We start from the raw sequence: 20,427 nt of genomic DNA on the forward strand, positions 1-20,427 counted from the left end.
TATTTTTTCATGGGAATACTAAACGTAAATTAAATAAGAATTGGAACTCGGTGAAAAAATGAAAATGGAGTATATCGTTGTCTTGGTCGTTGCGGCTTTTTTGTTGTTATGCGGTATTTTTTATGCGGTGCACGTTTTGACAACGGACTGGTGTTATGTTTCCACTGTTGATCCCCCATCCGGAAAAGCCGGTTTTGGGGAAGTTGACGGGTTTACTTATTCGCCTTACAGCTATTCCGAATTGAGTGAAAAAAGCGATGCGGTTATTTCCGGTGTCGTTATCAACGCAACAGATTCGGTTTCCATGAAAAACATTTCTCAGAATAATACTTCTTTTCAGGATTACATTTCCGGCGGCTCATCTTATTCCGACCTCACAATTCTTGTGAATGAATGTTATCTGGGCGGCAGCAGCATTTCCGATTTTGTTATCGTTCGTGTTTTTGACGATCGTTCTTATAAAAATTACAGATGGGGCGATGAGTTTGTTCTCTATTTGATTGAAGATCCCGGCGTTACAAAAGACATCGGCCCAAAACATTATCTGATCATGACGCCGATGGGTCAAATCCGCTGCGAAAACGATTCTTAGGTCAACGCGTTGAATGAACCCGTCACTTATGAAGAGTTGTATCATTCGCTGCCAAACGGATTGCTGGAAACAAGATCCGGTGACTTTACAACATACGACCGAATGGATCCGACAAAATACGGACTCAATCCGCTTGGCAAAAAAATCGGGCAGTTCATGTCAGGCGGGTTGTCTGCTGTTCCTCCAAGCGTCTTAACTTTTCTTTCCAATTCCTCTGATTTTAAAACAATGAGTGCCAGTTCAGACAAAAAATCAAGTTCAAATGCTTCCCTTTCATCCATTGCTCCGATAAAGCCGGGACCGGCAACCGCTCACAAGGCGGCAGCGGATTTGATTGTCAATTCCGATTTGATTTTTTACGGCGTTGTCAAAGAAGAAGCCTCTGATATTTCAATTGTTGAAAAAACAGATTCTGATTCAACAATTCAGTCGACGGTCGTTTTTAAAATTGAAGAACCTGTTAAAGGACCGGCAAGAGGAGATGTCAACGTCAGCGTTTACGCCGGAAATTATGATGGGGCGGTATTGTATTTGACAAATGATTTGGAAATGCCGACCGTCTGGGACTTTAAAGAGGGAGATCGATATTTGCTGTATTTGAAAGAGTCCGGTGATTCTTATGAAATCATGTATGGTGGACTTTATTCGATTGTATAATTTAATTGAGTAACAAATTGAATAAATATGGGAAATTGAATAATCAAGTTGAATAACAAAACGTTGCAAACATTTTATTTTTGCTTTTTTTGAGCTTTTGCTGCATGAGCCGAAGGAATACGCTATTGCCATTATCGTCGGTGCGCCATTGCTCATCTCCCTCTCGCTTTTGCTGACTGAAAGTTCCAAAATTTGGAATTATATCGGAATTCTGATCGTTCTCGGATTTTATGTCTTTTGTTTCTTCGGACAAGATTGGAATCGGAATTATTACACTTTTTATTCTTTGGCAGGAATTGCTTATGTGATGGTTTTGTATTCTGTAATTCAAAAGGGAAAATTGGATTGGGGGAAGCAAAAGAAGGGTAAAGATTGAATTTTTTGAAGAAGCATATTTTTTGTTAAATTTTATATTTATGCCCGAAAAATGTTCACTACTTTGCCAATTATTTATTATTTTTTATAATTTTGAACCATATGTTTTTCAAGATTGGTTAAAAAATAATTGGTTTTTGTTTTAATCTTTTCAACTACTTTTCATTAGAAAACGGTGAAATTTTTTTGATTTAATATTATTTTATATATGTTAAATTATTTGTATTACTCTATTTTCTTACATTCAAATATATATTTATATTATAAAAATTTAGTATGCTTGTCAAATTTTTCCGGAATTTTTGGCTTTTATTTGATTTACTTAAATAAAAGAAAAGAGGTTCATTTTAAATGAAAAAAATATTAATATGTTTACTATTTTTAAGCATTATCTCCTTCTTCATGAGTACAACTACCGCTTATACAGCAGGTAATGACCGATGGGAAGTTAAGCCGGTACAAGTCACTTACCCTTCAGATTGGGGTACCGCTGTGTACAAAGCAATGACTACTTGGAATAATGCAGGTGCCAACTTCACTTTTGCGAATAAAACGAATATAAATCATGTTACCGTTTCCAAATATACTTATGATAGAGATCCTAGATTAGCTTGGGAGTCTGGTACTCACTCTCAATATAATTCTACAACAGGAAAATTGATAAAAATATCTTCATCCATTCAAGTAAACACCTGTAATAAGCAATGGTCCACTGCAAATCCAACTCCTTCTAATGTATATTCCGTTGAACGTGTTGTTTTACATGAATTGGGCCATTCTCTTTGTTTGGGCCATAATGATGGGAACAGTGCAACAATTATGTACTCTACGATTGGTACAGGACCTCAAAATTGTTCCTTACATTCTGATGATAGAAATGGTATCAGATACATGTACGGGTGATGACAATGAAAAAATCTCAATTAATAATTGTTTCATTATGCTTTTTATTTTTGCTTGGTGTTTTTCTAGTATCAGGTCTTTCTCAAATCAGTTCTTCTGAAATAGAACTTCCTCCAATTGCAACAATGTCTTCAAATGGAACCTTTCCATACTATTCTTATGAAGAATTAAGTACTGAAAGCGATTTAATTATTCTCGGGAAGGTTGTTAAAAAAGAAGATGCCAAATGGGGTACTCCAACAGGTGAGCAACCAGAAGGTGTGAAAGTTGTAGAATCAAAAAACATACATGGGGATATGGTTGTCGACTATTACATGAATCTGTCTCCGGGCGAAGGAATTTATACAGATATTACAATATCTGTTGAAAAATGCTACAAAGGAAATCTTGAACCAAAAGAGGTAGTTGTTCGTTCTTTTGGAGGGACTGTCGGCTCATTTGAAATGAATTATGGTGAAAATATAAATCCACAAGATTTCAGGGAAGGTGATGAGTTGCTGTTATATCTTATCGAGGATGAGGCCATTTCTACTAAAGATATTGGTTCCAAACATTATGTATTTTTAAGTCCCATGGGGAAATTATATCTTAAAGATAATATGTTCTATGCACATACAAATGAAAAATTGGATGAAGAATCTCTGTTGTCTTTGATTAAACAATAAACCTTTTTACACATTGAATGAGCTTATAGCTCATTCGATTTCTATTTTGGTGTTATCTATGAAAAATCAATTCATAACCCTTCTCATTATTGTTCTTTCAGTCATTTTTATTTCCGGTTGCCTCGAATCAAAAGACCCAATAAATCCTCTCGGAAAGAATATTTCCGAATTCCAAACATCAGTCTGCAATATTCCTTCGGGAGAAGACTTGTTGTTTTACAGAATCTATCAAAGTGAAAATGATTCCAAGCCCGGAATCATCCATTCCAATGAAACGTTAATGTCAAATGCGGATCTTGTTTTTTACGGGACGGTTAAAGAAGTCCGGCCTTCCGTTTGGACGACTCCGGATGGAAAAACACCAAGTCAAGTTCTGAACGCAAGCCCGGAGTTAGGTGTTCGGACGATTGGGGACGAAAATTGTGTTCGGAATTACCGGTTTGTTTCCGTACCCGGAACCAATGAATCGATTTACACGTCCGTTATTTTTGAGGCGGATGATTGGGTTAAAGGACCAACAATGGACGAAGTTGTGATAGAAATCCAAGGTGGGCAAGTTGACCGGTATGTCATGCTCGGGTCTTACGTCAATCCTTGGGATTTAAAACCGGGAGATAAATACTTGGTTTACGCCAACTTTTGGGATGGAAATCGAAGTCTTATTATGCCAAACGGGTTATTCGTTGTTGAAGATTGAATATTTTTAAATTATTTCTACATTTTTTGAATTTTTTCAACGTCTGCGCTTCGTAAATCTTTTAAATGATCAAAATCATTTTCTCTTGTGGTATAGTTTATTAACATTAATTTCCACCGCAAGAGCCTATCATGAAACAAAAAACGATCATCAATATTTTTTATATTGTTTTCAGCCTTATCAACTTGTTTTATTTAGTTTGTTTAAAATATTATATAGATTATGCCGCTTTTTCAACTTTATGTTTATTTTACATTTTGGGTCCGCTTTCATCCGTGCGGTTCTTTTAGAAGGGCATAAATTCCCCCAATCGTTGAGTCTTCTATTATTTGACAATAGGCGCCTATTCTTATGCTTTGCTGCTATTGAGTCCGTTTTTGTCGCAAATGCTTCAATATGTGTTTTTTGGAATTTTTATAATCGGGGTAATTATTTGTATTATTGCCGAGAACAAATATGATTATTTGAAATAATTTCATTTTTTATATAATCGAATTGTCATGAATCTGAATGAAACATCTATCGGACTACGTCGGCCGATTTATTTTTTTAATATATCTGTCCTTCTCCAAAACTTATATAAAAGAGGGATTCTTTATTCGCTTTGTCGTTTTGATGATTTCTCCTAAAAATCCTTCGCTTTCTGCTGTTTTTGAGTTTGCCGTCATAATCATGAACATTCATGAAAATCCGGTGAAAATAAAACAAAAAGTCGGGTCAAAAAGAGATTAAAAATCGTCAAAAAGTATAACCAACGTGCTTATATAGGGGGTAATTGTTGTCTAGTTACCCTTAAATTTAAATTAACGTTAATTATCATGAATGTTTCATTATGATGAAACGAATGATGATGACGGTAATTTAAAGTCATTTTTTTAAAACACAAGAGACGGTATTCGCATGGCTAACAATGAAATCTTATCTGAAATTAAAAGGGCAGAAGAAGATGCAAAAAAAGCGACCAGCGATGCTCTCGAAGATAAGAACAGAAAACTTGCCAAGGCCCGAGCCGAAGCTCGCCAAATCCTTGAGGACGGAGAAGAAGAATCCGTCAAAGCCGCACAGGCCGCTCAAAGAAAAGGAGAGCAGGAACTCGACGCCAAACGCGCTGAAATTATCAACGAAGGACTTCGCGAAGCTGAAGCTGTAGCTGTGAAATCCCAATCAAATATTCCAAAAGCTGTTTCATTTTTACTCGAGGAGTTTGAAAGGGAGATACGCGTATGAGTTACCCGAAACGAATGACCAAATGCATTCTTGCCGGTCACAAGAAATATCTTCAACCCACGATTGATGTTTTGCATGATCTTGACGTTTTACACGTCGAAGATTTCGTTGAAGGTGACGACTCTGATTTTACAATCGGCGTTCCGGTTGAGTACGGAGAAGAAGTCTCCCGAAAGCTCGTTAAAGTCCGCTCTATTTCCAACGTTTTAAATGTTAAGCCGACCGCTGACACTGTTCCGATGAAAACATCGGTTGTGGAAAGCGATCTTGACAAAAAACTGGATCAAATCGATGCGGAAATCAACGAAAACACCCAAAAAATGTCCAAACTCGACACCCGAGTGAAAGAAATTGAAGCCGCGGAAAAGGAACTCATACCGTTTTTGGGGCTTGATATGGATCTGCGTAATTTCCGCGGATACAACAACTTGGCCGTTTTTTCGGGAACCGTTTCATCGTTAAACGAGTCTCGACTTTTGGAAATTACCGATGCTTACGAATTGCACAATGAGCCCGGCTCCAAATTCTTTGTTTTATTTGTCTCCAAAAAGTATGAAAAAGAAGTGGCGACGCTTCTGGCCGACATGGGGTACAGAGAAACAAGAGCGCCGGACAAAGCCGGTAAGCCGTCCGTTTTGCTCCAAGAGCTCGACGCCGAAAAATCAAACATACACGCACAGCTTGAAGCTTTATCTGCAACAGTTTCAGAACTCAATCAAAAGTACGGCAATTTCATCCTTGCCAGCGATGAATTCCTGAGCATTTTGAGTGAGAAATCCGAACTGCCTTTAAGAATTGCCACGTCTGACCATGCTTTTGTACTCGAAGGCTATGTCCCGACCAATGACTATGACGCATTCGTCAAAGCGGTCGGTGTAAAAACTGATAATGGTGTTTTCATTGAAACTCAAAAGGTTGATATGCATGATCCGAAAGATGTTGCAAAGATTCCAATTGAATTCGAAAATAAGAAGTGGGCAAGACCCATGGAAACCCTTACGGGCATTTATTCAAGACCGAAATACACCGAACTTGATCCGTCTCCCATATTAGCAATATCATTTCCTCTTATTTATGGAATGATTCTCGGAGATATCGGGTATGCTCTCATTTTGATGTCAGTTGCCTTTTTAGTACTTAAATTCATGAAATCAGATGGTATCAAACCATTGATGTATGTACTTATTTATTGTCAAATCTCAGCGTTAATTTTCGGTATCATATACGGTGAGTTTATGGGATTCCCGCTTGCGGGATATGAATCGCATGGCATGTATACGCCGGGCCTGATTCCGGGATGGGATACTTATATTTCCAATTTCGCATTGGTTCCGGGCGAACCTTTCATGTTCCCGATTCACAGAACTCATATGATTATGACGATGTTAATCGCAACAGCTGTTTTCGGCTTTTTACATCTTAATTTCGGTTTCATCGTCGGTTTCTTTGATGTGAAAAATGAGCACGGTTTTAAACATGCTTTTTTCGAAAAAATCAGTTGGATTGTTATTGAGATTGGCGTGATTGCGGCAGTTGTAGCATACTACTTGTTGCATTCAAATTTACTTGTCGGCATCTTTGCGATTGTTGCCGTCGCCGGTTTAGTTATGCTTGCAAAAGGGGAAGGAATCAAAGGACCTGTTGAACTTCCGAGTCTTCTCGGAAATATCATGTCTTATACCCGTATTATTGCGGTCGGTCTTTCTTCAATTTACATTGCATCTACCGTCAACGACATCGCATTTGGTGGGATCATATGGTCTCCTGCCGATGGCTTTAGCCTGTTGGTTATTGTATCACTTGTGATCTTTATTCTCGGGCACTCTTTAAACTGCATTTTGAGTATTATTGCCCCCGGTTTGCACGCACTCAGATTGCAGTATGTCGAATTATTCGGCAAATTCTATACAGGCGGGGGCAGAGTTTACAAACCATTTGGACATAATAAGAAGTATACGGAGGAATAAATTTATGGAAATTACAGCAGAATCAATGAGATTTTTAGCAAAAGCAATCGCAATTGTCGGAACAGGTATTGCAACCGCATGGGGCGAAAAAGTCATCGGTACCGCCGCAATCGGTGCCATGGTTGAAAACGAAAATCTTTTCGTTAAAGGGCTTATCATGACTGTTCTCCCTGAAACGATCGTCATCTTTGGACTTGTCGTTGCAATCATCATGTAAATTCAAAAATTAAGAGCAGTTTATCTGCTCTTAATTTTTTAGAGGTGCTAGTATGGGACTGGAAATCGTATTAAATGATATTACTGAGGGCGCCAAAGCAGATGTCCGGCGGATTAACGAAGAGACAAAAGTCACTTCGGAGCAGATCATCGGAGAAGCCCGTCAGGCTTCCAAAGAAGCACTGGGGTCCCGTCTTTTAGAGGTCGAAGAGAAACTCGAACAACAGCGCCAACAGGTATTATCAAGTGCCAATTTAGAGGTGAAGCGCATTGTTTTAAACAAGCGTAAAGCTCTTTTGGATCAAGTTTATGATCAAGCCCTTGAAAAGATCGAAAATTTGCCGGCAAACGAGAACGAAAAATATCTCAAAACGCTGATTAAAAACCATGAGAAGGGCGGTTTCAAGATTTACTCAAATGCGAAATCCGAAGAACTCGTCAAAAAGAATTCCAAATTGGAATATGGCGGAAACATCGATTGCGTCGGCGGCATTGTCATTGAAAACAAAGACGGTACCGTTCGCTTGGATTTTACATATGATTTAATTCTCAAAACAGTTTACGACCGTTCATTGAAATCGATATCGGACATTCTCAACGGGTGATTTCGATGGGTCAGAGTTCGCAAAAGATTCAGGAATGGGCCGGAAAAGTCCAGAAAAAACTTCCGGACAACGTGGCCAAATACATTCCCACGCGTCTTCCGTCCATCGGGAAAGGCTCGTCCAATTATCCGTACGCTGTGACGCGTATTCGTGCCATGCGTGTGAAACTCATGCCGCGCGATACGTATCCGAGACTCCTCAACATGAGTCTTGATGAAATCACCCGGAAAATCGGAGAATCCGAGTACAAACAAGATATCGATGACCTCTCAAGAGAGTACAAAGGCGTCAATCTGATCGAACACGCCCTGAACAGAAACATGGCTGTTTCATTTCAAAAGATCTTACGAATTACCGAAGGCGAGCCGCACGAACTTGTTCAAGAATATCTTCGTGTTTTTGACATCGATGATATTAAAACCATTCTCCGCGGAAAGAAACACAACATTGCCGACGAACAAATCTTAGAATCCCTGGTGACAGGCGGCATGCTGAGATACACGTTTTTGTCAAATCTTGTGTCCAAATCCATGGATGAAATCTTGGCGGCATTTAGCGACTCGATTTACGCGCCGATTTTAAGCAAATACACCGGCGACAACCTTCAGGCAATCGAAAACGAATTGGACAAATTCTATTACGAAAACCTCTTTGAGGCCATCGGCTACCCCGGATCGGCAGACCGGAAGCAGTTTGACCAATTTGTTCGGCGGGAAATTGATATTCAAAACTTACTGTTGCTTCTCCGTGTCAAAAAGTATGACATCGGGGCATCGGGCGACGCATCAAGCAATGTTTGTTTGATTGAGGATGTCTCTTCTTTGTTGATTCCTCACGGACTTGACTTGGATGCCGAAAAATTAGAAAAATTGTGTTATGACGATTTTATTGAGGCCATTCGGAAAACGCCGTATTGGGAAGCCATCGGACCGGTTCTTGACAACAAGGACATTCACGCCGTTTCTTTGACGGATGTTGAAACCAAGCTTCTCCGGTACAACTTGACGAAAGTGACCTCGTATTCGCGTCGAAACATCATCTCCATTATTCCGATTTTAGAATACATTATTTACAAATCCAACGAGGTTCGCAATTTGAGAATCATCGTTCGCGGAAAGTCGGTCGGTATGGATAATGATTTAATCAAGGACCAGTTGGTGATTCTCTGATGGAAATATCGGTTGTTGGAAACAGTGATTTCGTGACGGGATTTCGGCTTGCCGGTATCCGGAAAATCTATGATACCGAAAATGTCAGCATCGATTCGGCCGTCAGAACTGTCCTCGAAGACAAAGACGTCGGCATCTTGGTGATGCACAATGATGATATTTTAAAACTGCCGGACTCTTTAAAAGCCATGTTGAATGACTCTGTTCAGCCCACTGTTGTTGCTTTGGGTGGTTCGGGTGCCGGTTCGACAAATTTAAGGGATAAAATCAAACAGGCGGTAGGTGTTGATCTGTGGAAGTAAAAGGTAAAATTTATCGAGTGGCGGGTCCCGTGGTTACCGTTATCGGCTTAAACACGAAAATGTATGACGTGGTCAAAGTCGGTCATGAAGGTCTCATGGGCGAAGTCATTAAAATCGTTGGAAACAAGTCCATCGTTCAGGTTTACGAGGACACGTCCGGGGTTAAGCCGGGCGAGCCTGTGGAAAACACGGGTCTTCCTCTCTCGGTTGAACTTGGGCCGGGATTGCTCGAAAGTATCTATGATGGGATTCAAAGACCGCTCAGCGTCCTCAAAGAAGAAATGGGAAATTTCATTCACAGAGGCGTTTCCGCAGACGGTCTTTCTCATGACAGACTCTGGGAATTTAAAGCGGTCGTCAAAAAAGGCGACGTTGTGAAGCCGGGCGACATTATCGGTACCGTTCAGGAAACCGCCAATATCGAACACCGCGTTATGGTTCCGGCGGACTGCGACGGCGGCGAAATTACTGAAATCAAAAGCGGTAGTTTCACTGTTGTGGACGTCATCGGCAAATTGAAAGACGGAACGGAACTCAAAATGGCCCACAAGTGGCCGGTCAGAAAGCCGAGACCTGTTCACAAAAAGATGGCGCCGAAAACACCCCTCGTTACCGGCCAGCGTGTTCTTGACGCGCTTTTCCCGGTCGCCAAAGGCGGAACGGCAGCTATTCCCGGACCATTCGGTTCCGGAAAAACCGTCACCCAGCAGCAGCTTGCAAAATGGAGTGACGCGAACATTGTGGTTTACATCGGTTGCGGTGAACGCGGCAATGAAATGGCGGAAGTTTTAAACGAGTTCCCGGAACTCGAAGACCCGCAAACCGGACGCCCCTTGATGGAGCGGACTGTTCTTATTGCGAACACCTCCAACATGCCGGTGGCCGCTCGTGAAGCTTCCGTTTACACGGGAATTACGATTGCGGAATACTTCCGTGACATGGGATACGATGTTTCGTTAATGGCTGACTCGACATCCAGATGGGCCGAAGCCATGAGAGAAATTTCATCCCGTCTCGAAGAAATGCCCGGTGAAGAAGGTTATCCGGCTTACTTGTCTGCGCGTCTTGCTGAATTCTACGAACGCGCCGGTGTTGCCGAATCTCTGTGTAACAAAACCGGATCTATTACCGTTATCGGTGCGGTTTCCCCGGCCGGCGGCGACTTCTCTGAACCGGTCACTCAAAACACGCTCCGTATCGTGAAAGTGTTCTGGGCTTTGGACTCCAAACTTTCTCAGAAGCGTCACTTCCCGGCGATTAACTGGCTCAACAGTTACACGCTTTACATGGACACACTCGCGCCCTGGTACACGGAAAACGTGGCGCCTGACTGGAACGACCTTCGAAACAAAGCGATGGAAATTCTCCAAATCGAATCCGAACTTTTGGAAATCGTTCAGTTGGTCGGTTCGGACGCGCTTCCGGAATCCCAGCAGGTGACTTTGGAAACCGCCCGTATGATTCGTGAAATTTTCCTCCAGCAGAACTCGTTCCACCCGGTTGACACCTACTGTTCCTTTGACCACCAGTACAAGCTCTTGAAAAGCATTATGTACTACGGCGACACGGCTCAGAAACACTTGGCCGACGGCGCGATGGTCAAACAGCTCATCAACATGGAATCCAAATCCGAACTCGCGAAAGTCAAATACGAAGAAAACTTTGACGAATTGCTTGAAAAAGTGATGAGCAAGATGGAAACCGAATTCGCAAACATTGGCGGAGGTTATTAAAATGGTCAAAGAATACAAGACAATCACGCAAGTCGCAGGCCCTCTGATTTTCGTCGAAAAGACGGAGCCGGTCGGTTACGGCGAATTCGTGAACATCAAATTGGCTGACGGTTCCGTCAAAAGAGGAGAAGTTTTGGATACCTCCGAAGATGTTGTGGTCGTTCAGGTTTATGAAGGAACAGGCGGTCTTAACGGTGATTGCAGTGTGATTTTCACCGGCGAAACGTTAAAACTCGCGGCTTCCATCGACTTGCTTGGAAGAATCTTATCCGGTTCCGGACAGCCCAGAGACGGCGGTCCGCAAATCATCCCGGAAAAGATGATGGACATTCACGGCGCTGCCATGAACCCGTACTCCCGCGCACAGCCGAAAGAGTTCATTCAAACCGGTATTTCCACCATTGACGGAACAAACACGCTCGTTCGCGGTCAGAAGCTTCCGATTTTCTCGGCTTCCGGTCTTCCGCACATGGACATTGCGCTCCAAATCGCGAGACAGGCCAAAGTTCCGGGTTCTGAAGAAAAGTTCGCCGTGGTCTTTGCGGCCATGGGTATCACCAACGAAGAGGCCCAGTACGCCATGCAGGACTTTGAAAAGACCGGCGCTCTTGAGCGCGCTGTCGTTTTCTTAAACCTTGCGGACGACCCGGCTGTCGAACGTTTGATTACCCCGAAAATGGCGCTTACCGCCGCTGAATATTTGGCATACGAACACAACATGCACGTTCTCGTTATCTTAACAGACGTCACGAACTATTGTGAAGCGCTCCGCCAGATGGGTGCGGCCCGTGAAGAAGTTCCGGCCCGCCGCGGTTACCCGGGTTACATGTACACGGACCTTGCCGGTATTTACGAACGCGCCGGCGTCATTAAAGGAAACAAAGGATCCGTCACTCAGATCCCGATTCTTACGATGCCGGGAGACGACATTACGCACCCGATTCCTGACCTTTCCGGTTACATTACCGAAGGACAGATCGTGGTTTCCCGTGAATTGAACAGAAAGGGTATCTATCCGCCGATTAACGTTCTTCCGTCTTTGTCCCGTTTGATGAACCTCGGTATCGGAAATGGAAAGACCCGCGAAGACCACAAAGCGGTTTCTGACCAGCTTTATGCCGGTTACGCCGAAGGCCGCGACCTCCGTGGTCTCGTCGCCATCGTCGGAAAAGAAGCTCTCTCCGAGCGCGACAAAAAGATTTTGGAATTTGCCGACCTCTTTGAGGACAAGTTCGTCCGCCAAGGCAGATCGGAAAACAGAACGATTGAAGACACGCTTAAAGTCGGCTGGGACATTTTGGGAAGCCTTCCCACTCAGTATTTGCACAGAATTGATAACAAATACATTGAGAAGTACTATCCGAAGAAATAACTTGGGTGATGTTCAATGGCAGTCCAAGATGTAAAGCCGACTCGTTCCGAGCTTCAGGATGTTCAGAAAAAAATCAAACTTTCCCAAAACGGGTACAAGCTGCTCAAAATGAAGCGGGACGGTTTGATTCTTGAATTTTTCAAGATTCTGAATCAAGCCCGAGGCGTTCGGGAAGAGTTAGACGCCGCTTACGAGTTCGCCGTTCAAAAGTCGAACTTGGCAAGCGCGGTCGACGGTTCTTTTACGCTGAAATCCGCGTCTTTTGCCGTCGACGCTGTCCCGACCATTGAACTCAAAAGCACAAACATTATGGGTGTTGTCGTTCCGAAGATTCACGGCAGCGGTGTTAAAAAACCGCTCCATGAACGCGGCTACGGTCTGGTCGGAACGGACACATATATTGATGAAGTGGCCGACGCATATGAAATCCTTGTGGAAAAAATTATCGTCGCCGCTGAACTTGAAACGACCATGAAAAGACTTTTGGATGACATCGAAAAAACCAAGCGCCGTGTGAACGCGCTTGAATTTAAGGTGATTCCGGAGTTTCAGGAACAGGTCAAGTTCATTCGTTTGCGCCTTGAGGAAATGGAACGCGAAAGCATGTCCAGTTTGAAAAAGATTAAACAAAAGAAAGCGGCAATTGATGCCAAAGATTAAGGAGTCTTTCGATTCTTTAATTTTTTTCTTTCTTTTCTTTGATTTTGTTGGTTTTGATCTCTTTTTTGGTTTTTGCGCGGCGGCGTCGCGCGCGTTATCGGTGTCGTTTTTGTTTTTTCAAAAAAAGGGGCACGTTTTTCTTTGTTTTTAAATCCGATGATTGTTCAGAATCATTCAATTTTTCTCAATTATAATTATTTTTCGTCCCAATTTATTTCATATATACGAATTTCGGTTATATGAATTATATTCGTCATATAAAAATATGTATTGGGAACACCTATGGTTATTTATACATCAAAATATAATTTAGTAATGTGAAAAATCTCTTTTAACAAAAAAGATAACTCACCATCGGATTTTGACAAGTCGAGTTGTCAAAATCCGATGCTTAGACGTGAGTGAATTCAAGTTAGGCATCCTAAAGAATTCACTCCTATCTTTGATTTTTAAGTATTTAAAATAAATGTAAAGATTTAGGAGATAAAAGAATATGATTAAGAAATATCATAAAATTCTAACATTACTATTCATTTGTATGTTAGTGGCATGTGTTCTCATGGCGCCGGCTGCTGCGTACAACCACCAATCTCGCAAGTGGTATGACAGTAAATCCGTACTGACATTTTCATCCAATCTCAACTCTTCTTTCCGGTCAAGTGTCTACAACGCAGCAAACACGTGGACATCTGTTTCGGGATCAAGTTTTTATTTCTATAATTCTTCGACGGATACGTGTTATACATCAGTTCAATTGGGGGCTGTGGCACAACCCAATTATTTAGCTCAAGAGCAAGCAATCATGTATAACAATAGTTATAAACAATTGTCTCTGGTTACATTTAGTAATACTAGGAACTGGACAACAAATTCTACTTTGGCATATTCGCCTTTTCATTATGATATTCAAACGGTTGCTCTTCACGAGCTTGGACATGCTGCCGGAATGTCTCACTCGAATGATGAAAATGCGTTAATGAGGGCATCAGCACTTCCTTCGGTCATGAGGACTTTAACGGTCGATGATACTGCAGGAATTCGCGCATTGTATCCATCTTACCGGCATAGTTCTAATGGAGTCCTGGATAATGTGGAAATTTATGTAAATGCCACAATAGAACCTATGACCGAGGAGGAAATGGCTGAAAAAGCAACTTTAATTGTGAAAGGATCTGTCAAAGAGATTCTTCCGGCCCAATGGGATACATCGGATGGTTCGGACCCGAGCATAAGGACCAAAGATACGTATTCAACAGAAGGATACATGCTTTATCATGATACGGTTATTGAAGTTGACAAAATCTATAAGGGAAAACTTTCCGAAGAAAGTGGCAAAATAATTGTCAGATTACCCGGGGGGTCAACGGGTAGCATAACCATGATTGATGATAACTCTGCCCAATATTCCAAAGGTGAACAGGTTCTGCTCTATCTGTTTGAAGATACAGGCACGCGATCTTACAGCTTGGGTCCGGAACACTACTTTGCATATCCCCGACAAGGTCAAATATTTATTGATAACGAATCAAAAATAGCTGTCAATGGATATGGTGAAAAAGTTGACATCAAAAAACTTTTGTCAGCTTCTGCTTCAAAAAATTAATCTTTCAAGGTAAGAACATCGTTCTTACTTTTTTATTTTACAGGAGGAAAATATGTTTTTTTATAACCCAAACTCAAAAAACAATAACCGACTTTTTATTTGTTTTTTGTTAATTTTTACAATATTATTTTCTGTCCCTTATTTATTTGATTTTACAGATCGTGACTTCGCAGTAGCATGCTGGGCTATTTTAATTATGATTTTTCTTCCTTTTAGCGGTCCAATCTATGGCTTTTTGTCAAAAATGAAATGGAGAGCTGTTTTTTTAGGGTTTCTTTTTCCATTTTTTTGGGGTGCGTCTAATCTCATTTCTGATCTGTATCTTTATCGATTAGTCCTTGATTCGGGATATATTATCACTATCATTTCGAATCATTTTCCATTTGTTTTAATGGGAGTTTCAAGCGGAATCGCCGGTTATTTTTCAGCAACAACTGAAGAGGATAATTTCAAGAAAGGCATTTCCTATTTATTGGTCATTATATTTTCGGCACTTTCTTTGTATTTGTTTTACAATCCGCCTTATAATCTGATCACTTCTGTTTTTTATCCATAAATTTTATTTTTTGACAAAAATATTAGTTTACGAAATAGTAATTGAATTCAAAATCTTGATTTAAGATAAGTTTTATTTTATGAGGTCATAATATGAATTTAGTAAAATGGTCTTTTGTTCTCCTTTTTGTATTGTCTATTCTCCTGTCGGTTTGTTTTGGCGCAACGCTGGAACAGATTGATGCGACACCCGCTACAAATCCGGAAGCTTTCGATGAACTCAATAACACTACCTATCATGTTTATAAAATTTCAGGTAATATTCCTGTCAAAGAGGCCGGGAATGAAGCTTACGAATGGCAGAAAAAATTACTTTCTATCTGCAATTCTTTTGGAACCGGCACCGAGTTTAAGCAAAATCAAGTTCCTTATGGACCTATCGTTCATTGCACCCCTTCAATCGACGGATATATTTATGTCGGCATAAATCCGGATTTTCATATTATGAACCAAGATTTTGATGTGATCATTAATAGTTTGACAAAGATTGCAAAAGAAAATGAAATCCAAAATGTTCCGTTTGTTATTGGTGCGTCGACACAGCCGATTCCAAGCGTTTTGCCAAGTTCCGGGCTTTTTCCGTCGACACGTCCTTCTTATTTTGAAGGTTTGAAGGAGAATGATACAGTTTTAATGACTTACGGCAACGTTCCTAAAAAATCGAAAGGAATGGAGTCTTCGGAATGGAATGATAAACTGACGTCTATTGTTTCGGATTTAAATTCGGACCCGGAATACAAAGAAAATTTCAGCAAATACAAGGCAGATAATCATGGCTTTATTGAATGGGTTCGCGTCGATTATGATTTTATCAGCGTTCAAGTGTCTGATTCGTATCCTATGAAAAGCAGCGAATTAAATAAATCCATGGAAATTATCACTCAAATCGGTAAAGATCAAGGGGTTAAAGCGACACCGATTGTTGTTTATGGGAACGCCCAAACGTTTACGATTGAGGAAGAAGAACAAAATTCATTACCTATCCCCGGATTTGGTATGGCGGTTTCAATCTTCGTTCTGGTTGGATTAATCGGAGTGATTCGAACCAAAAAATTATAAAAGAACAGAAGATTTATATTTTAAATTCTGGAAAATATAAGAGAAAATCCTATGTTCTTATCATTGACCTTTTATAATCTATTCTATTAATAATGGGAGGTATTCCATGAATCAAAAATTGAAAATTATCCTATCTTCTCTTATATTTTTTATATTTTTAAGTTCGGTTAGTATTGCTTTGGGAGAAGAAATCTATGAGGATTCGGAAAACGTATTTTTAGCAGACGGTGAAGTCAAGTCTGTTCCTAAAAATACGCCTCCGACAAATCCTGAATTCTTTAAAGAAATATCAGATTCTGATAAATCTTTGGCTTCTTTTGGTGTTGTTCCTTTGAAAACCGGAGAGGATGCTCACTCTTGGTGGATGTCTTTAAAAGGAGTTACCGAATCCGTTCATGAAGATCAAGCCTTTGGAAACTATTTGGCGGTTAACGGTGGTCCGATTTGCGGGTACAGTTGCAATATTTATGGGTTTGTTTCCGTTTATCTGGATCCGGAAATGAACAATCAAAAAACTCCGGAAGATCTTGAATCTATGAAATCTGTTCTTGAAAAATATGCGCAAGACGAGGGAATTGAGGACCTTCCAATTATATTTATTAATGGTAGATTAAATGTCGTTCTTGATAGCAATGATAAATATTCGTTGAGTGAAAGCAATAACAAATATGGATATTTGTCTTATATAATGATGAAGATCAGGGGGGTTTTCTGATTTTCTTCTCCTTTATTATTTAATAAATATTGATTTTGTTCTCAATGGTTTACTTGATGGCATCTGTTTACTTTAAATGGAAGAAACTGATATCTTAAAGATTTTATAAATTGTTTTCGGATGCGGACTAATTTTTTGGTATTCATTTCTTAAATATTCGGATAATTTTTAAAAGGAGATAATTTCATGATGAATTATTTAAGAAATTATTTAAACAAACCTTATGTTGGTGGTTTATTAACAATTTTTATGTTTATTTTTGCAGGTATTTTTTCCATATTATTCAATTATAATATCACCAAATCCATCCTGCTTTTTGCGACTTTTCCATTATTGATTTTGATATTTCTTCTTTCTGATGCTCCCAAAATATGGAATTTTGTCACTTTTTTGTTTGCGATTACTGTATTGTATATTTCGCTGAAATCGTCCGACACGTCATTTTTCGACATTATATTTTTAATTCTTCTTATGGTATATCTTGTCATTTTTATTTATTTCAATGAAAAAAAGTGGAAAAAGAATATTAAGGCATAATCATTAATTCTTTAAGAGTGATTCTCATGATATGACAACAAATTACATGTGCATACTCTATATTATGAAATCGATTACATAAATTATTAAAGTTAAAGATAAGAATGATTTAATCATTCTTATTCATTTCAATTTAAATTCAGGAGTAAAAAACATGACTCACTCAAAAATCACAAATTATATTTTTTATATCTTGATTTTGGGTGCGTTTTTCCAATTATTTTATTCTCATTTCTATCTCAAAAATCCGAACTATTCCGGATTTTATGCCTTGATTCTGGGCGCCTTTTATTTCTATTTTAGTTTCAAAAAAACAAATTTATCAAGTATATGGAATGTTATTCTTTTTTCATTTTCTGTTCTTATGTATCTTTTCTATTTTCTGAACCTTTATTTAGAATTAAGAATCGGGACAGGACTCCTTTTGATTTCTTTCCTTTATTTCTTATTATTTTTAATTGCAAAGGAGAAAAATGACACAAAATCTTAATCTTAAAAATAAAAAATATTTCCAATTAAATTTTTAGGATTTCTGTAACATTTATCTAAAAAATCAAATAGAGTGGATTACTATTTCCAATTGTACCCGCGCCCATTCTATAATGCCAGCCCGGCTGTTGGTTATGCACATCCAACGGTACCGGTTTATGGAGAATCATCCGACACACCAATTTTTGACATTGTTTTTTTAACTCTTTCAGTACTTATAATTGTCTTTCGTCCATGGTAATATGGTTAAAATAGAAAACAAATTTTTTCATTTTTTAAATTATAAAAAAGGAGCGTGGTTATTATCATAAACCCATTTCGAATTTTAGCAGGTCTTTTATTTCTGATATTATGTTTTTTCATTTACATCTGTTTGAGCGACGAGTCTTCTTCTTATTATCTGCCGCAGTTGGCTTTGTTCTCTTTTCTTTTTGTCTCCTCTCTCTTTTATGAGAAGGAATACAAATCGCTTCATAAAAAGGACGATGAATTGCCCGCCCGAATGATTTCGTTTTACATATTCTACGTTTTAATTGCGGTTTCATGGGTCATTTTTTTAATTTATGTAAAACGTTCGGATTTGCTGACTCAGAATGATCCTTATTCATTCGGACGGTTTGTTTATGTCTTTGGAACCGTAGCAATAAGCTGTCTGATTGCTTCCATTATCAAAATTGTTTCATATTATCCGGATAAGAAAAAATTTAAATAAAGTTAACCGCTCGATATTTTAACACGTTATAATTATGATTTTCGTTTGGCGGCGCCACACACGTTATTGTAACTTTTTTTGTTGATTTCCTCAAAAAACGGAAGCACGTTTTTTTCAGTTTTTTCATAAAAATGAAATATATATTCATTCAACTGATATCGTTATTTATTTAATTGCAACAGGGTTATTTTTTATAACATCAACACAACCTTACAATTGGAAATATGAAAAATAAAACTCATCTTTAGTTATCGGCAATTTCTTTTGCCAACTGAGGCTTAGATGTGAACGAATTTTCTTGACTGACAAGAATTCATTTCTTCTTTGATTTCCTGTTCAATAAAAGTATTGAAAAACAAAAACGTTAAGAGGTATTCAAAAATGAAAAACAAATTAATCAGATTTGTTGGTGTTTTCATTATTTTGATAGCATTGATTGTACCGGCAATGGCTGAAATTAGTAATGAAACAAAAGATACAAATCAGCCTATTTTGAATTATTCATCTCAATTAACGAATGAAGACAAAAATGAACTTATTAAATTATTAAAATTATGTGAAATGCATGGAATATCTTATGAAATCCTTGATAATGGATATGATAAAGATCAATATGGAGAATTAATTAAAGTTGAAAGTATTCAAGATGTGGAATCCTTTTTAAGTTCAGCAAGCAGTTCTGGTCTAAAATCTGTTCCATACAAAGAATATCGGTACGGTCCCCAATCTGGGTCAAATCTGTTTTCATATCGGGAAATTGATGATAAAATCACAATCGGAAATACTACTATTCCGCTTATCGAAAAAAATGCAAATGTATTATTTACATGTGAATACATTAATGGTGTCCCCAAATTTAAATCTGTTGATAATATTCTGACATGGCAGACGGGTTTAACTATTCCAGTGTGGTCCGAAACAGACACGTATACCAATAGTTATAAAAATGGTAGTGGAATGAATGTTACCATTGATGGAATTCAACGCGTTGCTATTCAAATTGGTGACTTACCCATTGGTTTTTCGTGGTCTGATAGATGGCAATTTGGAATCTTGTTGGTTTAATCTGAACTCCATATTCAGCAGGCTGTGCTGAATATTTTTATTTTTTATAGGTGAATGTTATGAATCACAATGAACTCGTTATTATTGTCGGTTGGATTTTCACAATCATTGGTTTTGCAGGAACTCTGCTTTCTTTGAAATTCGGGCTTTTCGGATTGGCGTATATGTTATTGACATTGCCACTTCTATTGGTTGGCTTTCTTTTTTGGTGTTGGGCAGCCCATTCTAAAAAGAAAGAGCAGGCTATAGAATGTTTTAAAAGCAAATCCATTTTTAATTTCAAAGTTCTGTGGAAAACCGTTTTCGGAATCATTTGCTTTTTGATTGTCGTTTGGATCGCGATTTTGGCACTCAATGAATTTGGTTATTCGTATGATACAAATTCGAATGGATTGGAACCGGTCGGCAGCTACCTTTTGGGGTATGCCTTAATTCAAACTCCCTTCATCATAATTTTTACGATTTTTGCTCTTTATCTAAAAAAATTAAGCAAGAAAATTTACGGATAATCCTAATGACAGACTTAAAATCTATACAGCATATTGTCACCAA

At 39.0% G+C, this 20,427-nt stretch carries 22 protein-coding genes; all 22 read left to right on the forward strand.

The annotated features are described in order from the left end of the window. The first annotated feature begins 58 nt into the window (after nucleotides 1-58). Nucleotides 59-592: a hypothetical protein gene (locus tag MsAc7_RS07125; protein ID WP_338102229.1), complete on the forward strand. Its 534-nt coding sequence runs from the start codon at nucleotides 59-61 to the stop codon at nucleotides 590-592. Nucleotides 593-601: 9 nt separating this feature from the next. After that, a complete protein-coding gene (locus tag MsAc7_RS07130; RefSeq protein WP_338102230.1) occupies nucleotides 602-1,249 on the forward strand; it encodes a hypothetical protein in 648 nt (215 codons plus the stop codon). A 97-nt stretch (nucleotides 1,250-1,346) separates the two neighbouring features. After that, entirely contained in the window at nucleotides 1,347-1,625 is a 279-nt protein-coding gene (locus tag MsAc7_RS07135; protein ID WP_338102231.1) for a hypothetical protein, read from the forward strand. A 350-nt stretch (nucleotides 1,626-1,975) separates the two neighbouring features. Next, complete coding sequence (locus MsAc7_RS07140) at nucleotides 1,976-2,527, forward strand: matrixin family metalloprotease (RefSeq protein WP_338102232.1); 552 nt, start codon at nucleotides 1,976-1,978, stop codon at nucleotides 2,525-2,527. A 5-nt stretch (nucleotides 2,528-2,532) separates the two neighbouring features. Then, nucleotides 2,533-3,192 carry a hypothetical protein gene (locus MsAc7_RS07145; protein ID WP_338102233.1) on the forward strand — a complete coding sequence of 220 codons (660 nt, stop codon included), beginning with the start codon at nucleotides 2,533-2,535 and terminating at the stop codon, nucleotides 3,190-3,192. Nucleotides 3,193-3,250: 58 nt separating this feature from the next. Then, a complete protein-coding gene (locus MsAc7_RS07150) occupies nucleotides 3,251-3,889 on the forward strand; it encodes a hypothetical protein (RefSeq protein ID WP_338102234.1) in 639 nt (212 codons plus the stop codon). A gap of 900 nt (nucleotides 3,890-4,789) precedes the next feature. Continuing rightward, nucleotides 4,790-5,116: an ATP synthase archaeal subunit H gene (locus MsAc7_RS07155; protein WP_338102235.1), complete on the forward strand. Its 327-nt coding sequence runs from the start codon at nucleotides 4,790-4,792 to the stop codon at nucleotides 5,114-5,116. Beyond that, a complete protein-coding gene (locus MsAc7_RS07160) occupies nucleotides 5,113-7,083 on the forward strand; it encodes a V-type ATP synthase subunit I (RefSeq protein WP_338102236.1) in 1,971 nt (656 codons plus the stop codon). The genes MsAc7_RS07155 and MsAc7_RS07160 overlap by 4 nt, the downstream gene beginning before the upstream one ends. A gap of 4 nt (nucleotides 7,084-7,087) precedes the next feature. Next, complete coding sequence (locus MsAc7_RS07165) at nucleotides 7,088-7,300, forward strand: V-type ATP synthase subunit K (RefSeq protein WP_338102237.1); 213 nt, start codon at nucleotides 7,088-7,090, stop codon at nucleotides 7,298-7,300. Nucleotides 7,301-7,352: 52 nt separating this feature from the next. After that, nucleotides 7,353-7,904: a V-type ATP synthase subunit E gene (locus tag MsAc7_RS07170; protein ID WP_338102238.1), complete on the forward strand. Its 552-nt coding sequence runs from the start codon at nucleotides 7,353-7,355 to the stop codon at nucleotides 7,902-7,904. 5 nt (nucleotides 7,905-7,909) lie between these two features. Further along, a complete protein-coding gene (ahaC, locus tag MsAc7_RS07175; RefSeq protein WP_338102239.1) occupies nucleotides 7,910-9,073 on the forward strand; it encodes an ATP synthase A1 subunit C in 1,164 nt (387 codons plus the stop codon). Further along, entirely contained in the window at nucleotides 9,073-9,375 is a 303-nt protein-coding gene (locus MsAc7_RS07180; RefSeq protein ID WP_338102240.1) for a V-type ATP synthase subunit F, read from the forward strand. The genes ahaC and MsAc7_RS07180 overlap by 1 nt, the downstream gene beginning before the upstream one ends. Continuing rightward, nucleotides 9,366-11,108, forward strand: coding sequence for an ATP synthase subunit A (locus MsAc7_RS07185; protein WP_338102241.1), 1,743 nt, complete (start codon nucleotides 9,366-9,368; stop codon nucleotides 11,106-11,108). The genes MsAc7_RS07180 and MsAc7_RS07185 overlap by 10 nt, the downstream gene beginning before the upstream one ends. Before the next feature lies 1 nt (nucleotide 11,109). Continuing rightward, a complete protein-coding gene (locus tag MsAc7_RS07190; RefSeq protein WP_338102242.1) occupies nucleotides 11,110-12,480 on the forward strand; it encodes a V-type ATP synthase subunit B in 1,371 nt (456 codons plus the stop codon). 15 nt (nucleotides 12,481-12,495) lie between these two features. Then, nucleotides 12,496-13,140: a V-type ATP synthase subunit D gene (locus tag MsAc7_RS07195; protein WP_338102243.1), complete on the forward strand. Its 645-nt coding sequence runs from the start codon at nucleotides 12,496-12,498 to the stop codon at nucleotides 13,138-13,140. Between the two features lie 559 nt (nucleotides 13,141-13,699). Continuing rightward, the gene (locus MsAc7_RS07200; RefSeq protein WP_338102244.1) at nucleotides 13,700-14,743 is read left to right on the forward strand and encodes a matrixin family metalloprotease; all 1,044 of its coding nucleotides are present in this window, start codon (nucleotides 13,700-13,702) and stop codon (nucleotides 14,741-14,743) included. 52 nt (nucleotides 14,744-14,795) lie between these two features. Next, the gene (locus MsAc7_RS07205; RefSeq protein ID WP_338102245.1) at nucleotides 14,796-15,299 is read left to right on the forward strand and encodes a hypothetical protein; all 504 of its coding nucleotides are present in this window, start codon (nucleotides 14,796-14,798) and stop codon (nucleotides 15,297-15,299) included. Nucleotides 15,300-15,391: 92 nt separating this feature from the next. Further along, on the forward strand, nucleotides 15,392-16,357 hold the full coding sequence (locus MsAc7_RS07210; protein WP_338102246.1) for a hypothetical protein: 966 nt from the start codon (nucleotides 15,392-15,394) through the stop codon (nucleotides 16,355-16,357). Between the two features lie 106 nt (nucleotides 16,358-16,463). After that, nucleotides 16,464-17,072: a hypothetical protein gene (locus MsAc7_RS07215; RefSeq protein WP_338102247.1), complete on the forward strand. Its 609-nt coding sequence runs from the start codon at nucleotides 16,464-16,466 to the stop codon at nucleotides 17,070-17,072. Nucleotides 17,073-18,471: 1,399 nt separating this feature from the next. Then, on the forward strand, nucleotides 18,472-18,810 hold the full coding sequence (locus MsAc7_RS07220; protein WP_338102248.1) for a hypothetical protein: 339 nt from the start codon (nucleotides 18,472-18,474) through the stop codon (nucleotides 18,808-18,810). A 381-nt stretch (nucleotides 18,811-19,191) separates the two neighbouring features. After that, nucleotides 19,192-19,875, forward strand: coding sequence for a hypothetical protein (locus MsAc7_RS07225; protein WP_338102249.1), 684 nt, complete (start codon nucleotides 19,192-19,194; stop codon nucleotides 19,873-19,875). Nucleotides 19,876-19,934: 59 nt separating this feature from the next. Next, nucleotides 19,935-20,384, forward strand: coding sequence for a hypothetical protein (locus MsAc7_RS07230; protein ID WP_338102251.1), 450 nt, complete (start codon nucleotides 19,935-19,937; stop codon nucleotides 20,382-20,384). Nucleotides 20,385-20,427: the final 43 nt, after the last annotated feature.

The sequence above is a fragment of the Methanolapillus millepedarum genome (genome assembly GCF_032594115.1).
GTDB classification, from domain to species: domain Archaea; phylum Halobacteriota; class Methanosarcinia; order Methanosarcinales; family Methanosarcinaceae; genus Methanolapillus; species Methanolapillus millepedarum.